Genomic DNA, 15523 nt, shown 5'->3' with positions numbered 1-15523 from the left:
CCCCCAACGCGGTGGATATCCCCCCCAGCCGGGGGGGGTTGCCCCGGCTGGGGGCGGGGGTGGGGGTGGGGGTGGGTGGGAGGATGTGGGGGTGGAGCTGACGGGGAGTTTGGTGGAGGGGCTGCGGGGGGCGTTTGCGGCGGCCGACTACACCGTTGAAGGTGTGGCGCGGCGGCTTGGTGAGCAGGCGAACGGGGCGCTGGCGCGGAACGAGACGACGCTGGCGGTACGGCGTACTGCCGGTGGTGCCGCGCTCGACACGATGATCCGGCTGTTCCTGCTGCAGCGCGTCGTACCGAAAGAGCTTGTGGACAAGGCATTTCCGGGGATCGACCTGGTTGCGCTCGGCATCGTTGCGGACGACCGGGCGGTGCTCGACATCCGGCCGTTCGCGGAGGATGAGCAGCAGTGGTGGGTGGTTGCGGACCTCACCCCGGGGCTGGACGGGCACCGGGAGCCCATGCGCGACGACTACGTGCTCGGGATCGCGCCGGCCAGTCTGAGCCTGGTGCACCTGACCGTGCCGATCAAGGCCGAGCGGGCGCTCGACATCGGCACCGGCTGCGGTATTCAGTCGCTGCACCTGGCGAATCGCGTCAACCAGATCGTGGCGACCGATGTGAACCCGCGCGCGCTCGACCTGGCTCGCGCCACGGCCGCGCTCAACCGGATCGACCTCGACGTCCGGACCGGCAGTCTGTTCGAGCCGGTCGCCGGTGAACGCTTCGACCTGATCATCAGCAACCCGCCGTACGTGATCTCACCGCCGGACTCACAGCTCACGTACCGCGAGACGAACTTCGCCGGCGACAGTCTGGTGCAGCAGCTCGTCCAGCAGGCCCCACTGCACCTCACCGACGGCGGCTGGTGCCAGCTGCTCGCCAACTGGACCTGCGTGCGCGGACAGGACTGGCGCGATCGCCTAGCCAGCTGGACCGGCGACCGCTCCGCCTGGGCCGTGCAACGCGAGCAGCTCGACCCTTCCGAGTACGTCGAGCTCTGGCTGCGGGATGCGGGTCTGCACGGCACACCGGAGTACCAGAGCCGGTACGACGAGTGGCTGCGCTGGCTGGACGACCAGCAGGTCGAGGCGATCGGCATGGGTTGGATCAGCCTGCACAACGTGCCTGGAGTGCTCGAGGCCGAGGAATGGCCGTACGAGATCGAGCGTCCGATCGGACCGCACGTACTGCGGCGTTTCGAGCGGCTGGAGGGGCTTCCGGCCGATCTGACCGGACTGCACCTGGTTGTCGCGGACGACGTGATCCAGGAGACCACTGGACAACCAGGTGCCGAGGACCCGGCCACCATCGTGCTGCGGCGTCAGCGCGGGATGCGGCGGGCCGAGCAGGTGGACACCGTCCTGGCCGGCTTCGTTGGTGCGTGTGACGGCGAGCTGAGTGTCGGCCAGATCCTGTCTGCGTTGGCGGAGCTGCTGGAGCGGCAGCTGGTCGACGTACTGACCGAGTACCTGCCGCAGATCCGCCGTCTGCTGGTCGAAGGCTTCCTCGACTACTGAGCTGGACTACTGGGCTCGGCGCTGTCGCTTCTCGGCATACATGCGCTGGTCGGCCACGGTCAGCAGCTCGCTGACCGGCGTACCGTCCACGCTGGCGGCCTGCCCGATGCTGAGCCGCAGCATGGCGAACCAGGGCTCCACCTCCGCCGTAGCCACCCGCTCCGCGGCGGATCGGATTCGCTCGACCAGCTCCCGTGCGCCGCGCTCGTCCGGGTTCTCCAGGATGACGACGAACTCGTCACCACCGGCCCGCGCCACCACGTCCTCCGCGCGACTCTGCTCCCGCAGCAGATGCCCGACGCGTCGCAGCACCTCATCACCACACGCATGCCCGTAGCTGTCGTTGATGACCTTCAGGTTGTCCACGTCGATCGCGATCACCGCAATCGACCGGCCGGCGTCGTGCGCAACGGACATGCGCTCGTCCAAAGCACGCCGGTTGCCCACTCCGGTCAGTGGATCCTCCCGTGCGGCCCGCCACTCGGCGTCATGCCGGATCGAGAGCTCATGGTTGGCCAGTGCGCTCCGCACGGCGTACAGGCCGCGTAGCCGCTCCGCCCACCAGCCTCTGGAGATCGCCCGCGCGTACTGCAGCCCTGTCACCGCGCCCGCGTCACCTGCCTCCGCAGAGATCTGCACCGCCGTGTGACGGACCAGAGCCTCCACTGGCGGATCAGACGTCGGCGGTAGATCGCTCCCAGCGCGCTGTGCGGCCTCGATGGCATCGTCGGGTCGCCCGGCAGCGGCGTACGCGCGAGCAAGGTAGGTGCCTGCGATGGCAGCCAGCTCCAGATCGCCCAGCTTCGCTATCTGGTCCCGGCAGTCCTTGAGGATGACCGAAGCCGCAGCGGCATCCGTCGTGTCGTTGCTGGCGGCCAGCCACAGCCGCCCGGCAATCGGCCAGTAGCCAAGCAGGTCCGCGCCAACGATCACGTCGACGGCTTGTCCGGCCCAGTGGTGCGCAGCCTGCCGCCGCTCACGGATCTCCTCGTCGTACGACGTGTCGCCGAGCCGCTCGAGCTCGTGCGCCCAACGCAGGTTGGATTCCGCGAGGTTCAATCGATTGATCGCCGGCGCCTCGGCCAGCCCGAGCGGGACGTGATCGCCGTCCGCGGCCAGCTCGAAGTGCGGGATGCACAGCTCGTACAAGCGCAGCAGGTCATAGGCGTAGCCGAGCCCGGTGTGCGCCCAGCCGGCCAGCCCGAGATCGCGGGTCCGCGAGAGCGCGTTCTCCGCCGCGACCAGGTCGGCGACCGAGTCACCGCCCTCGCCGGTCCGGATCAGCGTGACGATCCGGATGGCGATCGCATTCGCTTCCCAGCCCGGCTCGTCGATCGCGCGCGCCACCCGGATGCAGCCGTCGACCGCGTCCAGCGCCTCGACCGCGTCGGTCGCGTGATGTGCGGCGACCGCTCGCACGTACTCCGCCGCGGCGCGCTCCGGACTCGGTTCGGTCCCGAGCTCGACGAGCAAGCGATTGATTTCCAGACCGGCCTCCGCCGGGTTCCCGGACTGTGCCCGGGTCATCGCCGCCGCGATCCGCGCCGTCACCCCCGACGTCTCGCGCACCGAATCTCCTTCACTGCCTCACTTGGTGCCGGCGTTTGTCGTCGTACAACCGCCGGTCCGCGGTGGCGACCAGGTGGTCCACACCGACGCCTTCCGCCGTCGCGGCATACCCGATGCTGAGTCCCAGGTGCCGCAACCAGGGCAGGTCCGTGGTGGCCGCGATCGCCGCGACCGCGGTCCGGATCCTCATCGCCAGCTGGGCGCCGCCTTTGGCATCCGGCTGATCCAGGACGACGAAGAACTCGTCGCCTCCTGATCGAATCACGGCATCGGTCGCTCGCGCCTGTTCTACCAGGAGATTGGCCACAACCTGCAGTAATTCGTCCCCGTAGGCGTGCCCGTGAGTGTCGTTGACGACCTTCAGGCCGTCCACATCGATGGCCAGCAACGTCACCGCGCGCCCCGAATCGCGGGCCGCGGTCAGTCGTTCCTCGAGTGCGCGCCGGTTCCCGACGCCGGTCAACGGGTCCTGCCGGGCCGCGTGCCACTCGGCATCGTGCCGCGCGGACAGGTCATGGCTGGTCAACGCATGCCGTACGGCGTTCAGCGCCCGCTGCCGTTCTTTCCACCAGCCCCGCGCCACCGACCGCGCATACTCCAACCCTGCAAGGGCTCCCGGCTCGTCACGCTCGGCCGCGATCTCCGACTGCGTCTGCAGCACCAGCAGATGCGTCGACGGATCCGCCAGCGGAAGCAGGTCGGCCGCGGCCCGATCGGCCGCGGCGCGCGCCTGGTCCAGCTCGCCCTTCGCCGCGAACGCCCGCGCCAGATAGGCCCCCGCGATCGCCAGCCGCTCCGTCTCACCGAGCTTGCCGATCTCGTCCCGGCACTCGGTCAGCTCCTCGACCGCCACCGCCGGATCCGTCTCCGCCGCCGCGGCCGCCACCCACAACCGGGCACTCAGCCGCCAGTACTCCTGGCTCTCGTCATCGACGATCACCCGCTCGGCCTCACGCGCCCAGTACGCCGCTGAGCCCTGCCGCTCGCGAATCTCCTGCCCGTACGACGGATCGCCCAGCCGCTCGAGCTCATGCGCCCAGCGCAGATACGTCTCGGCCAGATTCAGCCGGTCGATCGCCGTCGACTCGGCCAGGTCGAACACGTCGTCCTCCAGCTTGGCCGCCAGCTCGTAATGCGGAATGCACAGTTCGAAAAGGCGCAGGACGTCGTACGCATATCCCAACCCGGTGTGCGCCCACGCGATCAGCCCGGCATCCCGCGTCCGGCTCAGCGCATGCTCGGCCGCCACCAGATCATTGACCGTGTCGCCGCCCCGCCCACTCCGCGCCAGATTGATGATCCGGATCGGCAACGCGTTCGCTTCCCACCCCGGCTCATCGATCGCCTTGGCCACCTCGATCAACGCATCCACCGCCCGCAACGCCTCATCCGCGTCACTCGCATGATGTGCGGTCACCCCACGCACATACTCGACGGCAGCCAACTGATAACTGGGCACCGACCCCAACTCGGCCTTCAGGAGCTCAACCTCAGCCGCCGCAGTCGCATGCCCACCCGACTGAGCCGCAGTCATCGCGGCAGCGATCCGGGCGGTCAGCTCCCCACCCATCGCCTCCTCGCCCATAACGGCCCATTCTCACCACCCATCCCACCCCTGTCACGCCCTGAATCAGCCACCGACCACTTAGTGCCACAAATTCCGCACAACGCGTAATAACTCAGCAAAGTTTTCCCCCCAAACGTCTCAACCAGAACGCAGCACTTACGACACCGCGAGTGCCGGAAGAGTTCGTCAGACTGACCTCGTGGAACCTCGACGACTGATCGGCTACTGGCGCAACGACGAGCACCCCGAATACCCCGACCCCGCGGACTGGGTCGACGACTCGTGGGACGCCGACGAACGACACATGGTCTGGGCCTACCTCTCCTCCGGAACGATGGTTGTCGCCTACATGGGCCTGTCACCATGCCGGATCTGCGGCAAGAACAACGGCGCCCTGGAGTTCGCCGACGACGTGTACCAGTGGCCGGAAGGGCTCGCCCACTACGTCTACGACCACGCGATCAGGCTCCCCGAAGAGGTGGTGCGGCACGCGGTCGCACGACTCGACCTCTTGGAGGGCGTGCGCCCCAACCTCGACTGGTGGATCAACGCAACGCGTCAGCCCGACTTCTGAGCTGTGCACGCGGCTCGGATCGGTCAGGCTTGGTGGAGGGTGTGGAAGCCGGCGGGGGTTCGCTCGACTACTTGGATCGGGGACCAGGCCCATTGCCATACGCCGATGCCGGGCACTCGGGAGAAGGTGATCTCGCCGCGGGTTCCTTGCACCGCGACCTTTTGCCATTTTGCACCATGTATACGAAGAACTTCTGCCAGTACGGCGATCGCGTCGTAGCCCTCGAAGGCAACGAAGGAAGGTTCTCCGCCCAGCTGGGCCTTTACCTGGGCGCCGAGTGGGGTCAACTCGTCAGGCAGGTAACGCAGGAACGGTATCCCGAACAGGCCCGCCCACTCGGCGAACTCCGGCTGCCCGGCCGGTGCACCGATCAATACCTCCGCCAGCCGCGCATCCCGCCGTACCGCCTCAACGATCGGCACCCCGGGCTCCGGCGTACCGACCAGCAACACCAACGCCGTAGCCCCGCAGGCCGCCAGCTCGTCGCACACCACGGCGGGCTCGACCGAAGTCAGCTCAACAACATCCAGGTACTTCCGCAGCACCCCAACGCCAGCAGCCCAATACACACTCGTCTGCGCCGCGACAGCGACCCGCTCGTGCCCGACGCTCAGCAGGTACTCCGCAAAGATCCGCCACCCGCGAGACTGCACCGGCGCAATCCGAGCCACCCAGTCCGTCGGCTCCGTCACCAGCTCATCCAGCACCGCCGAAGAACACAGATACGGCTCACCCAATGCAGCCGCCCGCTCGGCCACCGCGCGAGCCACCACGCTGTGATACTCCCCGACCAACGCGTCGACCCCGAGCCCCACCAGCTCATCCACCGCCGCCACAGCCCGCGCGGGATCAGCCGCCGTATCCCGCACCACCAGCTCAACCGACCGCTCCCGAGCCGCCAGCTCAGCCCCCGCAACCAGTTGCCGCCCCGCCTCAACCCACCCCGGCCGACTCAACGGCGCTAGCACCCCGACCCGCATTTCGTTGCCCATGCCTGCCATTCCACCTCACCCCTATCCGCCCGGCACACCATTCCCAGGCGAATCCCAGCCACTGACCAACCTCACCCGCCAGCCAACCCGCACGCTTGGCAGGCCCGGCAGGCCGGCCTCCCAGAGCAGTTGATCAGTGCCGCAGGTCCGCACCCACAAATCAGGCGATCCGTACGCCGTGGTTGCAGAGGGCGGTGGTGTTCTCGGCGACTGCTTCCAAGGCTGCAGCGATGCGGGCGGTCATTTGGGGCCTCGTCCGCACAGCGACCTCGGGGAGAGTCAGGAAGTGGGCGGAGAGGATCTCGCCGTCGGGGAAGCTGGTCGGCGTGGTGTCGAGGCGGCCGGCGTCGAAGATGAAGTTGATGCCGTCGGGCCGATCGTCGTACGCGTGCACGTGGTCGACAACCAGCAGGCGACCGAGAGGCAGCTCGAGACCCAGCTCCTCCACGACCTCGCGGGTGGCCGCGTCCCAGGGGGACTCGTCGGCTTCGACGATGCCGCCCGGGAGCTCCCAGTTGGGCTTGTACGACGGTTCGAGCAGCAGCACGCGGTCCGCATCGTCCCGGATGAGGACCGCGGCTGCTAGGCGCTTGCGGGGCATCCGGGCGATGTAGTCCGGAACGGTCATCCGGCGGCTTGCTGGGTCTTGGCGGCGTGGAGCTGCACGGGCAGGGACTCCAGGCCGTAGACGATGGACAGCTCGCGGAAGCGAAGCTGCTCCTCGGGTACGGCGAGGGTCAGGTCAGGGAAGCGGTTCGCAAGCGCCAGGAAGGCCGCCCGCAGCTCCATCCGGGCGAGCTCAGCACCGACGCAGCGGTGCATGCCGTGGCCGAAGGCAAGGTGTGCGGCAGAGGACGCGCGGCGGGGGTAGAAGTCCTCGGCGTCGTCACCGAAGACCTCCTTGTCGCGGTCGGCGCCGGACAACGACACCGCGACCAGGTCGCCCTTCTTGACCTGCTTCCCGAACAGCTCCTGGTCGTGCCGGGCGAACCGCGGGAACGCGACCTGCACGACAGTCAGGTAGCGCAGCAGCTCCTCGACGATCTCGTCGACCGCTCCAGGCTCGTTACGGATCCGCTCGAAGTGTTCGGGGTTGCGCATCAGCACGAGCGTGCCGAGGGCAAGCATGCTGGCGGAGGTCTCGTAGCCGCCGAGGAACACCCCGTCGGCGAGCCCACCGAGCTCGACGTCGTCCAGGTCGTCGCCCTGGGCCCGGATGATCGATCCGATCAGGCCGTCGCCCGGGTTCTCCCGCTGCTTGCGGACGATCTCGAACAGGAAGTCGCGCGACTCGCTGGCCGACCCGAAGACCCCGATCCCACCGGCGGACAGGTCGAACCGGGCCGGGCCGAGGGCACGGAAGCGGTCGCGGTCCTGCTCCTCGACGCCGAGCAGGTCGGCGATCAGCAGGAACGGCACGTTGAAGGCGAAGTCGGAGACGATGTCGGCGACCGGACCCTTGGCCTCCATCAGGTCCAGCTGGTCGTTGACGATCTTCTCGATCGCCGGCTCCAGCCGGGCCAGCCGGCGCTTCGTGAACTCGGGGGTGAGCAGCTTGCGCAGCCGGGTGTGGTCCGGCGGATCGGTGAACCCGAGCCCGCCGATCCCCTCGGACGGCTTGTTCGGGTCGGAGCCGACCAGCGGCCGGACGTCGTTGCTGAAGTTCGTGGAGTCGGCCAGGACGGCCTTGGACTCGGCGTGCCCGGTCACCATCCAGACGGTGATCCCGAACACATGCGCCAACCGGTGCACCGGATCCGTTTCCCGTGCCTCGCCCAGGGCCGGCAGTGGGTCCAGCCCCTGCCGGCGCAGCGGCAACGTCACCTGCGCCGGGAACACCCGCATCTTCAACAGGTCCAGCCCACCCTTGCGGCTGGTCCTGTTCAGGATCCGGTTGCCGACCCATCTCTTCAGGTATGTCGCAACCATGACTTCCACGCGCCCTCTCTGCGAACCGCTGCCCCCGACTGTTTCCGTCAGCTAAAAGCTAACGTTGCCGGGGACCAGATCTGATGGTGTAGGCACTACTTCCGGTAGTGGCGTTGGCACCACCATGGGAGGGGACCACGGCCGATGCCTGCACAGACCTTGTCATGGACGCCGGTCGCGGCACGCCGTACCTCAGGGGCAGTTCAGGGAAAACACCGCCGAAAGTAGGGTGCGCGAACCACCCGACGGCTGATGTCCTGAAAGTCCCCCCGCACTTCATCCAGCAAGGGTATCCAGCCGCGTTCCCTCAGAAGTAGCTCCGGGTCACCAACCGCAGCACCTCGACCAGCTGTGCCTTGATCTCGGCGCGGTGCGGGATCTGCGTGGCCTCACTGGCATCCGGCAACCGCACACCGCGGTCCACGAACACATAGAGCGCCCGCAACGTCCGCGTGGTGTTCGTGTTGACCGGACTGATCGTGGCTGCCGGCGGAACGATCCCCGTGAAGGCTGGGACCAGCCACTCGGTCGCATCCTCCACTGTGAGCTCAGAACGCGTCAGAGTGGCCGCCAGCGCGTAGCCAAGCCGGTCGTCCTCCATCTCCCGCAGCACGTACTCAGTGGGCGTCAGAAGCCGTCCAATGCCCAGCCGCAGCATCTCCACCGGCTCCACGGCCGGATAGAGCCCCAGAGTCCCCAGCAGGTCGGCCCCATGCGCCACGGCATGCAGCCAGCCCAGCTTCGCGTCGTACCCGCGCAGGTCGGACTCAGCGACGTACCAACGTTCGAACGGCGGCACCCAGCTCGCCTCGTACACCCCGGCCGACACGATGCAGTCCAGGATCAGCGGCGCGAACGTCCGCGCCTGAAGCTCCGAGTCCCCGAACCGCCGAGCCATCTCATCGCCCAGCTCACGCAGCTGATCCCCGGACAGCACCCCACGCCCGATCCAGGTCGCCAACGTCGAGTACGCGATGCTGTCCCGCTCGATCGGATCCGGCGACCGCAACAGCCCCGAGAGCTCACTCACCAACTCAGCCAACGGCCGATCAGTCGGTACGGCGAAGTCGTCAGCGCGTACTTGCGCCCAATCGGTCATGGCCGGAGGTTAGACGAGTCACCAGGTCAGCACAAAGGAACGGCCCGTGGAACACGAAGTTCCACGGGCCGTAGCGACCAGGACCCCTCAGCCCGGCCGAGCTTCGTTACGCGTCGCGCCTGCTCGCGCTGATCAGCGCGATCGCCATCAGCCCCGCCGCCCAACCCGCGAAGTACAGCAGGGCCCACCAGGGACTCAGCGCGTAGTTGCTGGCGTCACCGACCGCGCCGGCGAAACCGCCGTCGTTGCCCTGGGTCAGGAAGGAGCTGGCGTTCTGGAACGGCGACCACTTCGACAGGTCGTCGCCGATCTTGGGAATCAGGTTGAACAGGTTCTCCACCAGCAGCGGCCACAGGATCAGGATCGCGATCGCGCCGGCACTCTGCCGGATCAGGATGCCGACCGCCACTGCGATCACGGCGGACAGGAAGAAGACGATGCCGCGCCCGGCCAGCAGCCGCCACTCGGCTCCGGTGTCGATCGCCAGGTCGGCGCTGCCGACGAACAGAGTGCCGACGAACCAGGCACCGAAGGCGGCGACCAGGCCGACGAGCCCGGCCAGCAGGCTGACTACGACAGTCTTGCCGAGCAACATCTGCGACCGCTGCGGTACGGCCTGGAAGCTGGTCCGGATGGTGCCGAACCGGTACTCGGTGGTGACCGCCAGCGCGGCCATCACCATCATCACCATCTGGCTGAACTGCGTGCCGCCCTGGGTGATGAAGATCGACGCCTGCTGTTCCTGGTCGCTCGGGATGAACCCGGTGAACAGCGACGCCAGACCTACGCTCAGCACCGCCGCGACGATCATGCACCACCACGGGGAGCGGGTGGTGAAGAGCTTGATCCGCTCGACATTGATGACGGCAATGCCGCCGTACGACGAGGTCTTGGCCGCGGCCGGAGCCGTTGCAGTGGATGCCGACATGTCAGTTGTCCTCCTTCGGCCCAGTGGCCACCTCGATGGCGGACGGGTCCGGAAGCTGTCCGTCCGTCGCGTGGTACTGAACCGAATCACCGGTCATCTGCATGAAGGCCGCCTCGAGCGAGCCGCGTTGGATGGCCAGCTCGTGCAGCACGATGCCGTGCGCCGCTGCCGTCTCACCGATCTGGTCGGTGGTCAGGTCCCCTTCGACGAACAAGACCTTGCCCTGGCCCTCGACGTCCTCGATCCGCGTGACGAGCTGCTGCTGGTGCAGCACCCCGGCCAGCTGGTCGAGCTGCGGGGTCCGCACCTTGACAGTGGTGCCGCCCGCGCGGTCGACGAACTCCTGGGTGGTGCTCTGCGAGATCAGCCGGCCGCGACCGATGACGACCAGGTCCTCGGCGGTCAGTGCCATCTCGGACAGCAGGTGGCTGGAGACCAGGACCGTGCGGCCCTCGTCGGCCAGCCGGTGCATGAAGGTCCGGATCCAGACGATGCCCTCCGGGTCGAGACCGTTGACCGGCTCGTCGAACAGCAGCACCTCCGGGTCGCCGAGCAGCGCACCGGCGATACCGAGTCGCTGGGACATACCCAGCGAGTAGGCACCGGCCCGCTTGCCTGCGACCTCGGTCAGGCCGACCATGTCGAGGGCGCGGTCGACGCTGGACTTCGGCAGCTTGTTGGACGCCGCCATCCAGGCCAGGTGCGCCCGGGCGGACCGGTTGGGGTGCACCCACTTCGCATCCAGCAGCGCGCCGACCTTCGTCAGCGGGCGGTGCAGGTCCCGGTACCGCGTCCCGTCGATGGTGACGGATCCGGCGGTCGGGGTGTCGAGGCCGAGGATCATCCGCATGGTGGTGGACTTACCGGCACCGTTGGGGCCGAGGAAGCCGGTCACCTTGCCGGGTTTCACCTCGAACGACAGGTTGTCTACGGCAACCGTGGCGCCGTATCGCTTGGTGAGGCCGTGTGCCTCGATCATCGCCGTACTCCTCGTTCGGTGGCGCGCCAATGGTGTGGGCGGGCTTGCCCCCTCAGTATCGAGGGCCGACCCGCCCAGATCATCGGACCCGGGGCGGACCCGGTGTGTCCACCCGTGGGTTGATTCTGCCGTCCACCGGTAGGGGACCGCATCGGTTGAATCCCTGAGCGGGCCCCGAGCACCCCCGAGAACCGTCAGTCGAGCGGGACGCCGTACAGGACGAGGTTGTCGCTGTACCGGTGGGCGGCGTGGTCGTAGGAGCCTGTGCACGTCACCAGCGCCAGCCGCGGTTTCTGCGAGCCGTTGAAGAGGTCCGGCGGCAGGTTGTTCTGCCGGTATGTGCGGCGCGCGACGATCCGGTACCAGTGCTGCTCGCCGGCGCCGTCCGTCACGCCCACCCGCGCGTCCATCGGGACCTCGGACAGCTTGGCGAAGACGCCTCGTCCACGAGCGGTGTCGACATGCCCGGCGAGGAGCACCGTCCCGCCCTGGGCACCGGGTGCCGCACCAGCGGCCCACCACCCCACGTCAGCGGTGGCCGGGACCTGCAACCGGCCGTCCCTACCGGCCGCGACCGGCTGCACCCGCACGCTCAGCAGGCCCGGCACCTTCAGCTCGACGGGTGGTACGGCGGCCTCCCGCTCCTGCGGGCCGGCGGCGGCCTTCGGTACCTGGCCGGCGTCGTGCGCCGCACCGCCGAACATCATCACCAGGCCTACGCCCAGTGCGCCGATGCCGAGCAACCGCCGACGGACGGGGACGGACTTACCCATCAGCAACAGCAACAGACCGAGGACGATCAGGCCCAGCGCGACCCGGGAGCGCGTCTGTCGGGCATCCGCGACCATGCCACCGGCGCCGGTGTCGACGGACGGCGTCTGCGTCGCGTCCTTGCACTGGCCGGTCACCATCCGCAGATCCATCTCGAGCACCGGCTTCGCGCCGTTGGCCACCGACTCGACCGCGGGGGACGCGAACTTCGGGACCTCGCCCGTGACCAGCTTCAGGTACTCCTGGTGCTGTTGCCGCTGGAACTGCAGCCAGGCGGCGTCGTACCCCTTCTTCCCGGCCTTCGCGGCCAGCGCGACCAGCTGCCGGCGCTGATCGGCCGCCACTGTCGTCGCCAGCTCGAGATCGAGCCGGCCGGCGACCGTGTTCTCCTGGGCGGCCAGTTTCCGGTGGTCGCGTTCCAGCCGGCCGGCGACCGTGCGGATGCAGGACGACGTACTTTGGCCGGACGCCGTGTGCGCGGCGGCGACGATCGTCAGATTGAGCGCGTGGGCCAGGCTCAGATACTCGGTATCGGGCTGCGTCGCCGCACCGGCGGGCTGGGCCGATCCCAGCACTCCGGCCGCGACGAGCAGCAGGAACGCCGGCACTCGCGCAAGTCTCACCAGTCAACCGTAAACGGAACGGCCCGCCGGGACACTATGTCCGGCGGGCCGTTCGGCTACAGCGACAGATCAGGCGGCGACGTTCGCCTCGGCGGGGGTGTCGGAGATGACCGACTCCCGGCGCTTGGAGACGATGACGGCGACAGCCAGTACGACGACCGCGGCCAGCGCGATGCCGATCCGCAGCGCGGTGTTGGTGTCGTCGCCGATGGCCGACAGGCCGACGACGGCCGGGGCGATCAGCACGGAGACCAGGTTCATCACCTTGATCAGCGGGTTGATGGCCGGGCCGGCGGTGTCCTTGAACGGGTCACCGACGGTGTCACCGATGATGGTGGCCTCGTGCGCGGGCGAACCCTTGCCGCCGTGGTTACCGTCCTCGACCAGCTTCTTGGCGTTGTCCCAGGCTCCACCGGAGTTGGCCAGGAAGACCGCCATCAGGGTGCCGGCGCCGATCGCGCCGGCCAGGTAGCCGGCCAGTGCCGCGGCGCCGAGGCCGAAGCCGACGGCGATCGGGGCACAGAGCGCGAGCAGACCCGGGGTCGCGAGCTCACGCAGCGAGTCCCTGGTGCAGATGTCGACGACCTTGCCGTACTCCGGCTTGCCGGTGCCCTCCATGATCCCGGGGATGTCCCGGAACTGCCGGCGGACCTCGTAGACGACCGCACCGGCGGCGCGGCCGACGGCGTTGATCGCGAGACCGGAGAACATGAACACGACGGCCGCACCGAGGATGATGCCGACCAGGGTGCCCGGGTTGAAGACCAGCGCGTCCGCCTCGAACTTGGCGTAGTTCTCGGCCAGCGACGTCCGGATCGAGTCCGTGTAGGAACCGAACAGAGCGGTCGCGGCCAGTACGGCGGTCGCGATCGCGATGCCCTTGGTGATGGCCTTCGTGGTGTTGCCGACGGCGTCCAGCTCGGTGAGGATCTGAGCCGCCTCGCCGTCGACGTCGCCCGACATCTCGGCGATGCCCTGCGCGTTGTCGGAGACCGGGCCGAAGGTGTCCATCGCGACGATGACGCCGACGGTGGTCAGCAGACCACAACCGGCCAGCGCGATCGCGAACAGCGCGACCACACCGGTACCGCCGACCAGGAAGGCGCCGTACACGGCCGCCGCGATCACGATCGCGGTGTAGACGGCGGACTCGAAGCCGACCGAGATACCGGACAGGATGACCGTGGCCGCACCGGTCAGCGACGTCTTGCCGACGTCCTGGACGGGCTTGTCCTCGGTGCCGGTGTAGTAGCCGGTGATGGCCAGGATGACCGCGGCCAGCACGATGCCGATGATCACCGAGACGGTGGCGATGACGCGGGGGTCACCGTCGAAGGCGGCGATCGTGTCGGTCGCGCCGGTCAGCTCCTTGAAGCTGCTCGGCAGGTACACGAAGGCTGCGATCGAACACAGGATTCCGGAGATCACCGCGGAGATGTAGAACGCCCGGTTGATCGTGCGCAGGCCGTTCTCGCCGGCCCGCGGGCGGGTCAGGAAGACACCGATGACCGCGGTGACGGCGCCGATGGCCGGCACGATCAGCGGGAAGATCAGGCCCTGCTCGCCGAAGGCGGCCTTGCCCAGGATCAGCGACGCCACCAGCATCACGGCGTACGACTCGAACAGGTCCGCGGCCATACCGGCGCAGTCGCCCACGTTGTCACCGACGTTGTCGGCGATCGTCGCGGCGTTGCGGGGGTCGTCCTCGGGGATGTTCTGCTCGACCTTGCCGACCAGGTCGGCGCCGACGTCGGCGGCCTTGGTGAAGATACCGCCGCCGACCCGCATGAACATGGCGAGCATGGCGGCACCGAAGCCGAAGCCCTCGAGCACGGTCGGGGCGTCACCCTTGAAGAGCAGCACCACGACCGAGGCGCCCAGCAGACCGAGGCCGACGGTGAACATACCGACGGTGCCACCGGTGCGGAACGCGACGCGCATCGCGGGCTCGCGACCCTCGTCGCGGGCAGCCGCGGCGACCCGGACGTTGGCGCGCGTGGCCAGCCACATGCCCACGTAGCCGATCAGCGCGGAGAAGCCCGCACCGACCAGGAAGAACACGGAGCGGAAGATCTTCAGCGTCGTCGCGTTGTCGCCGTCGGTGTGCGCAGGCAACAGGAAAAGCAGCAGGAACGCCACTCCCGCGAAGACCGACAGTGTCCGGAACTGCCGACTCAGGAAGGCTGCTGCACCCTCCTGAACCGCAGCGGCGATCTCTTTCATACTCTCGGTGCCATCGTTCGCGGCAAGCACCTGGCTCCGGAAAACCATCGCAATGGCAACCGCGAGAACCGCGATCACTGCAACGACGATTACCAGTGTGGTGTTGCTCGACGAAAGATCCACCGCTTGTGGTGCAAGCAGCGCGGACATCCGTCCTCCTTGTAGGCAACCCATCCAGGCTTGACGGCCCCCGTCTGCCGCAACCGAAGGGTTGGGGAAAATACCAAACAGCGCCAAGGACATGGCGCGGTGGGTCACTCTAACGGCTCTCCGACCAGACCTGACGACAGGGTGGTCTACGCCATACCGGGGCGGTCAGGCGGGAGTGTCACGCACAGTGCTGACAGGGACACCTTTTCTCTTGTCCCTAGACAGCGGAGGCGACATCCGGGTGGATGTCGAAGACCTTCGTCAGACCGGTGATCCGAAAGATCTTCAGCAGCCGTTCCTGGGTGCAGACCAGGGACAGCGATCCGTCGTGGGTGCGGACCCGTTTCAGTCCGCCGACCAGAACCCCGAGGCCGGTGGAATCCAGGAACTCAACGCGTTCCAGGTCCAGGACGAGGTCGTACCGACCGTCATCGACGAGCGCTGCGATCTTCTCGCGGAGCTTCGGTGCGGTGTAGACGTCGATCTCCCCCGCCACCTCGATGACGGTACGCCCGCCCTCGGCGCGCGCGGTCAGCGACAGATCCACTTCGGCCTCCGATCCCGTGAACTGCTGCATTCAACCATGTACGGACCGTGAGA

13 protein-coding genes are annotated in these 15523 nt (G+C 68.1%); 2 read left to right on the top strand and 11 right to left on the bottom strand.

Annotated elements, in window-relative coordinates; genetic code table 11:
* The first annotated feature begins 91 nt into the window (after positions 1–91).
* The gene (locus OG474_RS19495; protein WP_405063757.1) at positions 92–1519 is read left to right on the top strand and encodes a methyltransferase; all 1428 of its coding nucleotides are present in this window, start codon (positions 92–94) and stop codon (positions 1517–1519) included.
* A 6-nt stretch (positions 1520–1525) separates the two neighbouring features.
* Here the strand turns inward: OG474_RS19495 and OG474_RS19490 are convergent, their stop codons facing one another.
* Together OG474_RS19490 and OG474_RS19485 are read right to left on the bottom strand one after the other, a co-directional pair.
* A complete protein-coding gene (locus tag OG474_RS19490) occupies positions 1526–3088 on the bottom strand; it encodes a diguanylate cyclase (protein ID WP_405063756.1) in 1563 nt (520 codons plus the stop codon).
* Positions 3089–3098: 10 nt separating this feature from the next.
* Positions 3099–4673 (bottom strand): diguanylate cyclase domain-containing protein, encoded by a 1575-nt coding sequence (locus OG474_RS19485; RefSeq protein WP_405063755.1) that lies wholly within the window; start codon positions 4671–4673, stop codon positions 3099–3101.
* A 181-nt stretch (positions 4674–4854) separates the two neighbouring features.
* Between OG474_RS19485 and OG474_RS19480 the strand changes: the two genes are divergently transcribed.
* Positions 4855–5229: a hypothetical protein gene (locus OG474_RS19480; protein WP_405063754.1), complete on the top strand. Its 375-nt coding sequence runs from the start codon at positions 4855–4857 to the stop codon at positions 5227–5229.
* A gap of 23 nt (positions 5230–5252) precedes the next feature.
* Here OG474_RS19480 and OG474_RS19475 read toward each other — a convergent pair whose 3' ends face one another.
* From OG474_RS19475 to OG474_RS19435, 9 genes are all read right to left on the bottom strand, one after another.
* Positions 5253–6221, bottom strand: a complete 969-nt coding sequence (locus OG474_RS19475) for an ABC transporter substrate-binding protein (protein WP_405063753.1) — start codon at positions 6219–6221, stop codon at positions 5253–5255.
* A gap of 160 nt (positions 6222–6381) precedes the next feature.
* On the bottom strand, positions 6382–6849 hold the full coding sequence (locus OG474_RS19470; RefSeq protein WP_405063752.1) for an NUDIX domain-containing protein: 468 nt from the start codon (positions 6847–6849) through the stop codon (positions 6382–6384).
* Positions 6846–8150: a cytochrome P450 gene (locus OG474_RS19465; RefSeq protein ID WP_405064595.1), complete on the bottom strand. Its 1305-nt coding sequence runs from the start codon at positions 8148–8150 to the stop codon at positions 6846–6848. Before OG474_RS19465 ends, OG474_RS19470 begins: the two co-directional genes overlap by 4 nt.
* Positions 8151–8457: 307 nt before the next feature.
* Positions 8458–9249 (bottom strand): DUF2785 domain-containing protein, encoded by a 792-nt coding sequence (locus tag OG474_RS19460; protein ID WP_405063751.1) that lies wholly within the window; start codon positions 9247–9249, stop codon positions 8458–8460.
* 106 nt (positions 9250–9355) lie between these two features.
* Complete coding sequence (locus tag OG474_RS19455; RefSeq protein ID WP_405063750.1) at positions 9356–10177, bottom strand: ABC transporter permease subunit; 822 nt, start codon at positions 10175–10177, stop codon at positions 9356–9358.
* Position 10178: 1 nt separating this feature from the next.
* Entirely contained in the window at positions 10179–11156 is a 978-nt protein-coding gene (locus tag OG474_RS19450; RefSeq protein ID WP_405063749.1) for an ABC transporter ATP-binding protein, read from the bottom strand.
* 194 nt (positions 11157–11350) lie between these two features.
* Positions 11351–12550 carry a DUF4142 domain-containing protein gene (locus OG474_RS19445; RefSeq protein ID WP_405063748.1) on the bottom strand — a complete coding sequence of 400 codons (1200 nt, stop codon included), beginning with the start codon at positions 12548–12550 and terminating at the stop codon, positions 11351–11353.
* A gap of 69 nt (positions 12551–12619) precedes the next feature.
* Complete coding sequence (locus OG474_RS19440; protein ID WP_405063747.1) at positions 12620–14923, bottom strand: sodium-translocating pyrophosphatase; 2304 nt, start codon at positions 14921–14923, stop codon at positions 12620–12622.
* A 217-nt stretch (positions 14924–15140) separates the two neighbouring features.
* The gene (locus OG474_RS19435; RefSeq protein WP_405064594.1) at positions 15141–15470 is read right to left on the bottom strand and encodes an STAS domain-containing protein; all 330 of its coding nucleotides are present in this window, start codon (positions 15468–15470) and stop codon (positions 15141–15143) included.
* Between the last annotated feature and the right edge of the window lie 53 nt (positions 15471–15523).

Origin of the sequence: Kribbella sp. NBC_01505 (assembly GCF_045040285.1) — a bacterium.
Taxonomy (GTDB): domain Bacteria; phylum Actinomycetota; class Actinomycetes; order Propionibacteriales; family Kribbellaceae; genus Kribbella.
This window is presented reverse-complemented; position numbering and strand designations above follow the sequence as displayed.

Coding starts and splice junctions, on each gene's coding strand:
- OG474_RS19450 (WP_405063749.1), bottom strand. CDS start 11,156: ATGATCGAGGCACACGGCCTCACCAAGCGATACGGCGCCACGGTTGCC.
- OG474_RS19475 (WP_405063753.1), bottom strand. CDS start 6,221: ATGGGCAACGAAATGCGGGTCGGGGTGCTAGCGCCGTTGAGTCGGCCG.
- OG474_RS19460 (WP_405063751.1), bottom strand. CDS start 9,249: ATGACCGATTGGGCGCAAGTACGCGCTGACGACTTCGCCGTACCGACT.
- OG474_RS19485 (WP_405063755.1), bottom strand. CDS start 4,673: ATGGGCGAGGAGGCGATGGGTGGGGAGCTGACCGCCCGGATCGCTGCC.
- OG474_RS19455 (WP_405063750.1), bottom strand. CDS start 10,177: ATGTCGGCATCCACTGCAACGGCTCCGGCCGCGGCCAAGACCTCGTCG.
- OG474_RS19465 (WP_405064595.1), bottom strand. CDS start 8,150: ATGGTTGCGACATACCTGAAGAGATGGGTCGGCAACCGGATCCTGAAC.
- OG474_RS19440 (WP_405063747.1), bottom strand. CDS start 14,923: ATGTCCGCGCTGCTTGCACCACAAGCGGTGGATCTTTCGTCGAGCAAC.
- OG474_RS19470 (WP_405063752.1), bottom strand. CDS start 6,849: ATGACCGTTCCGGACTACATCGCCCGGATGCCCCGCAAGCGCCTAGCA.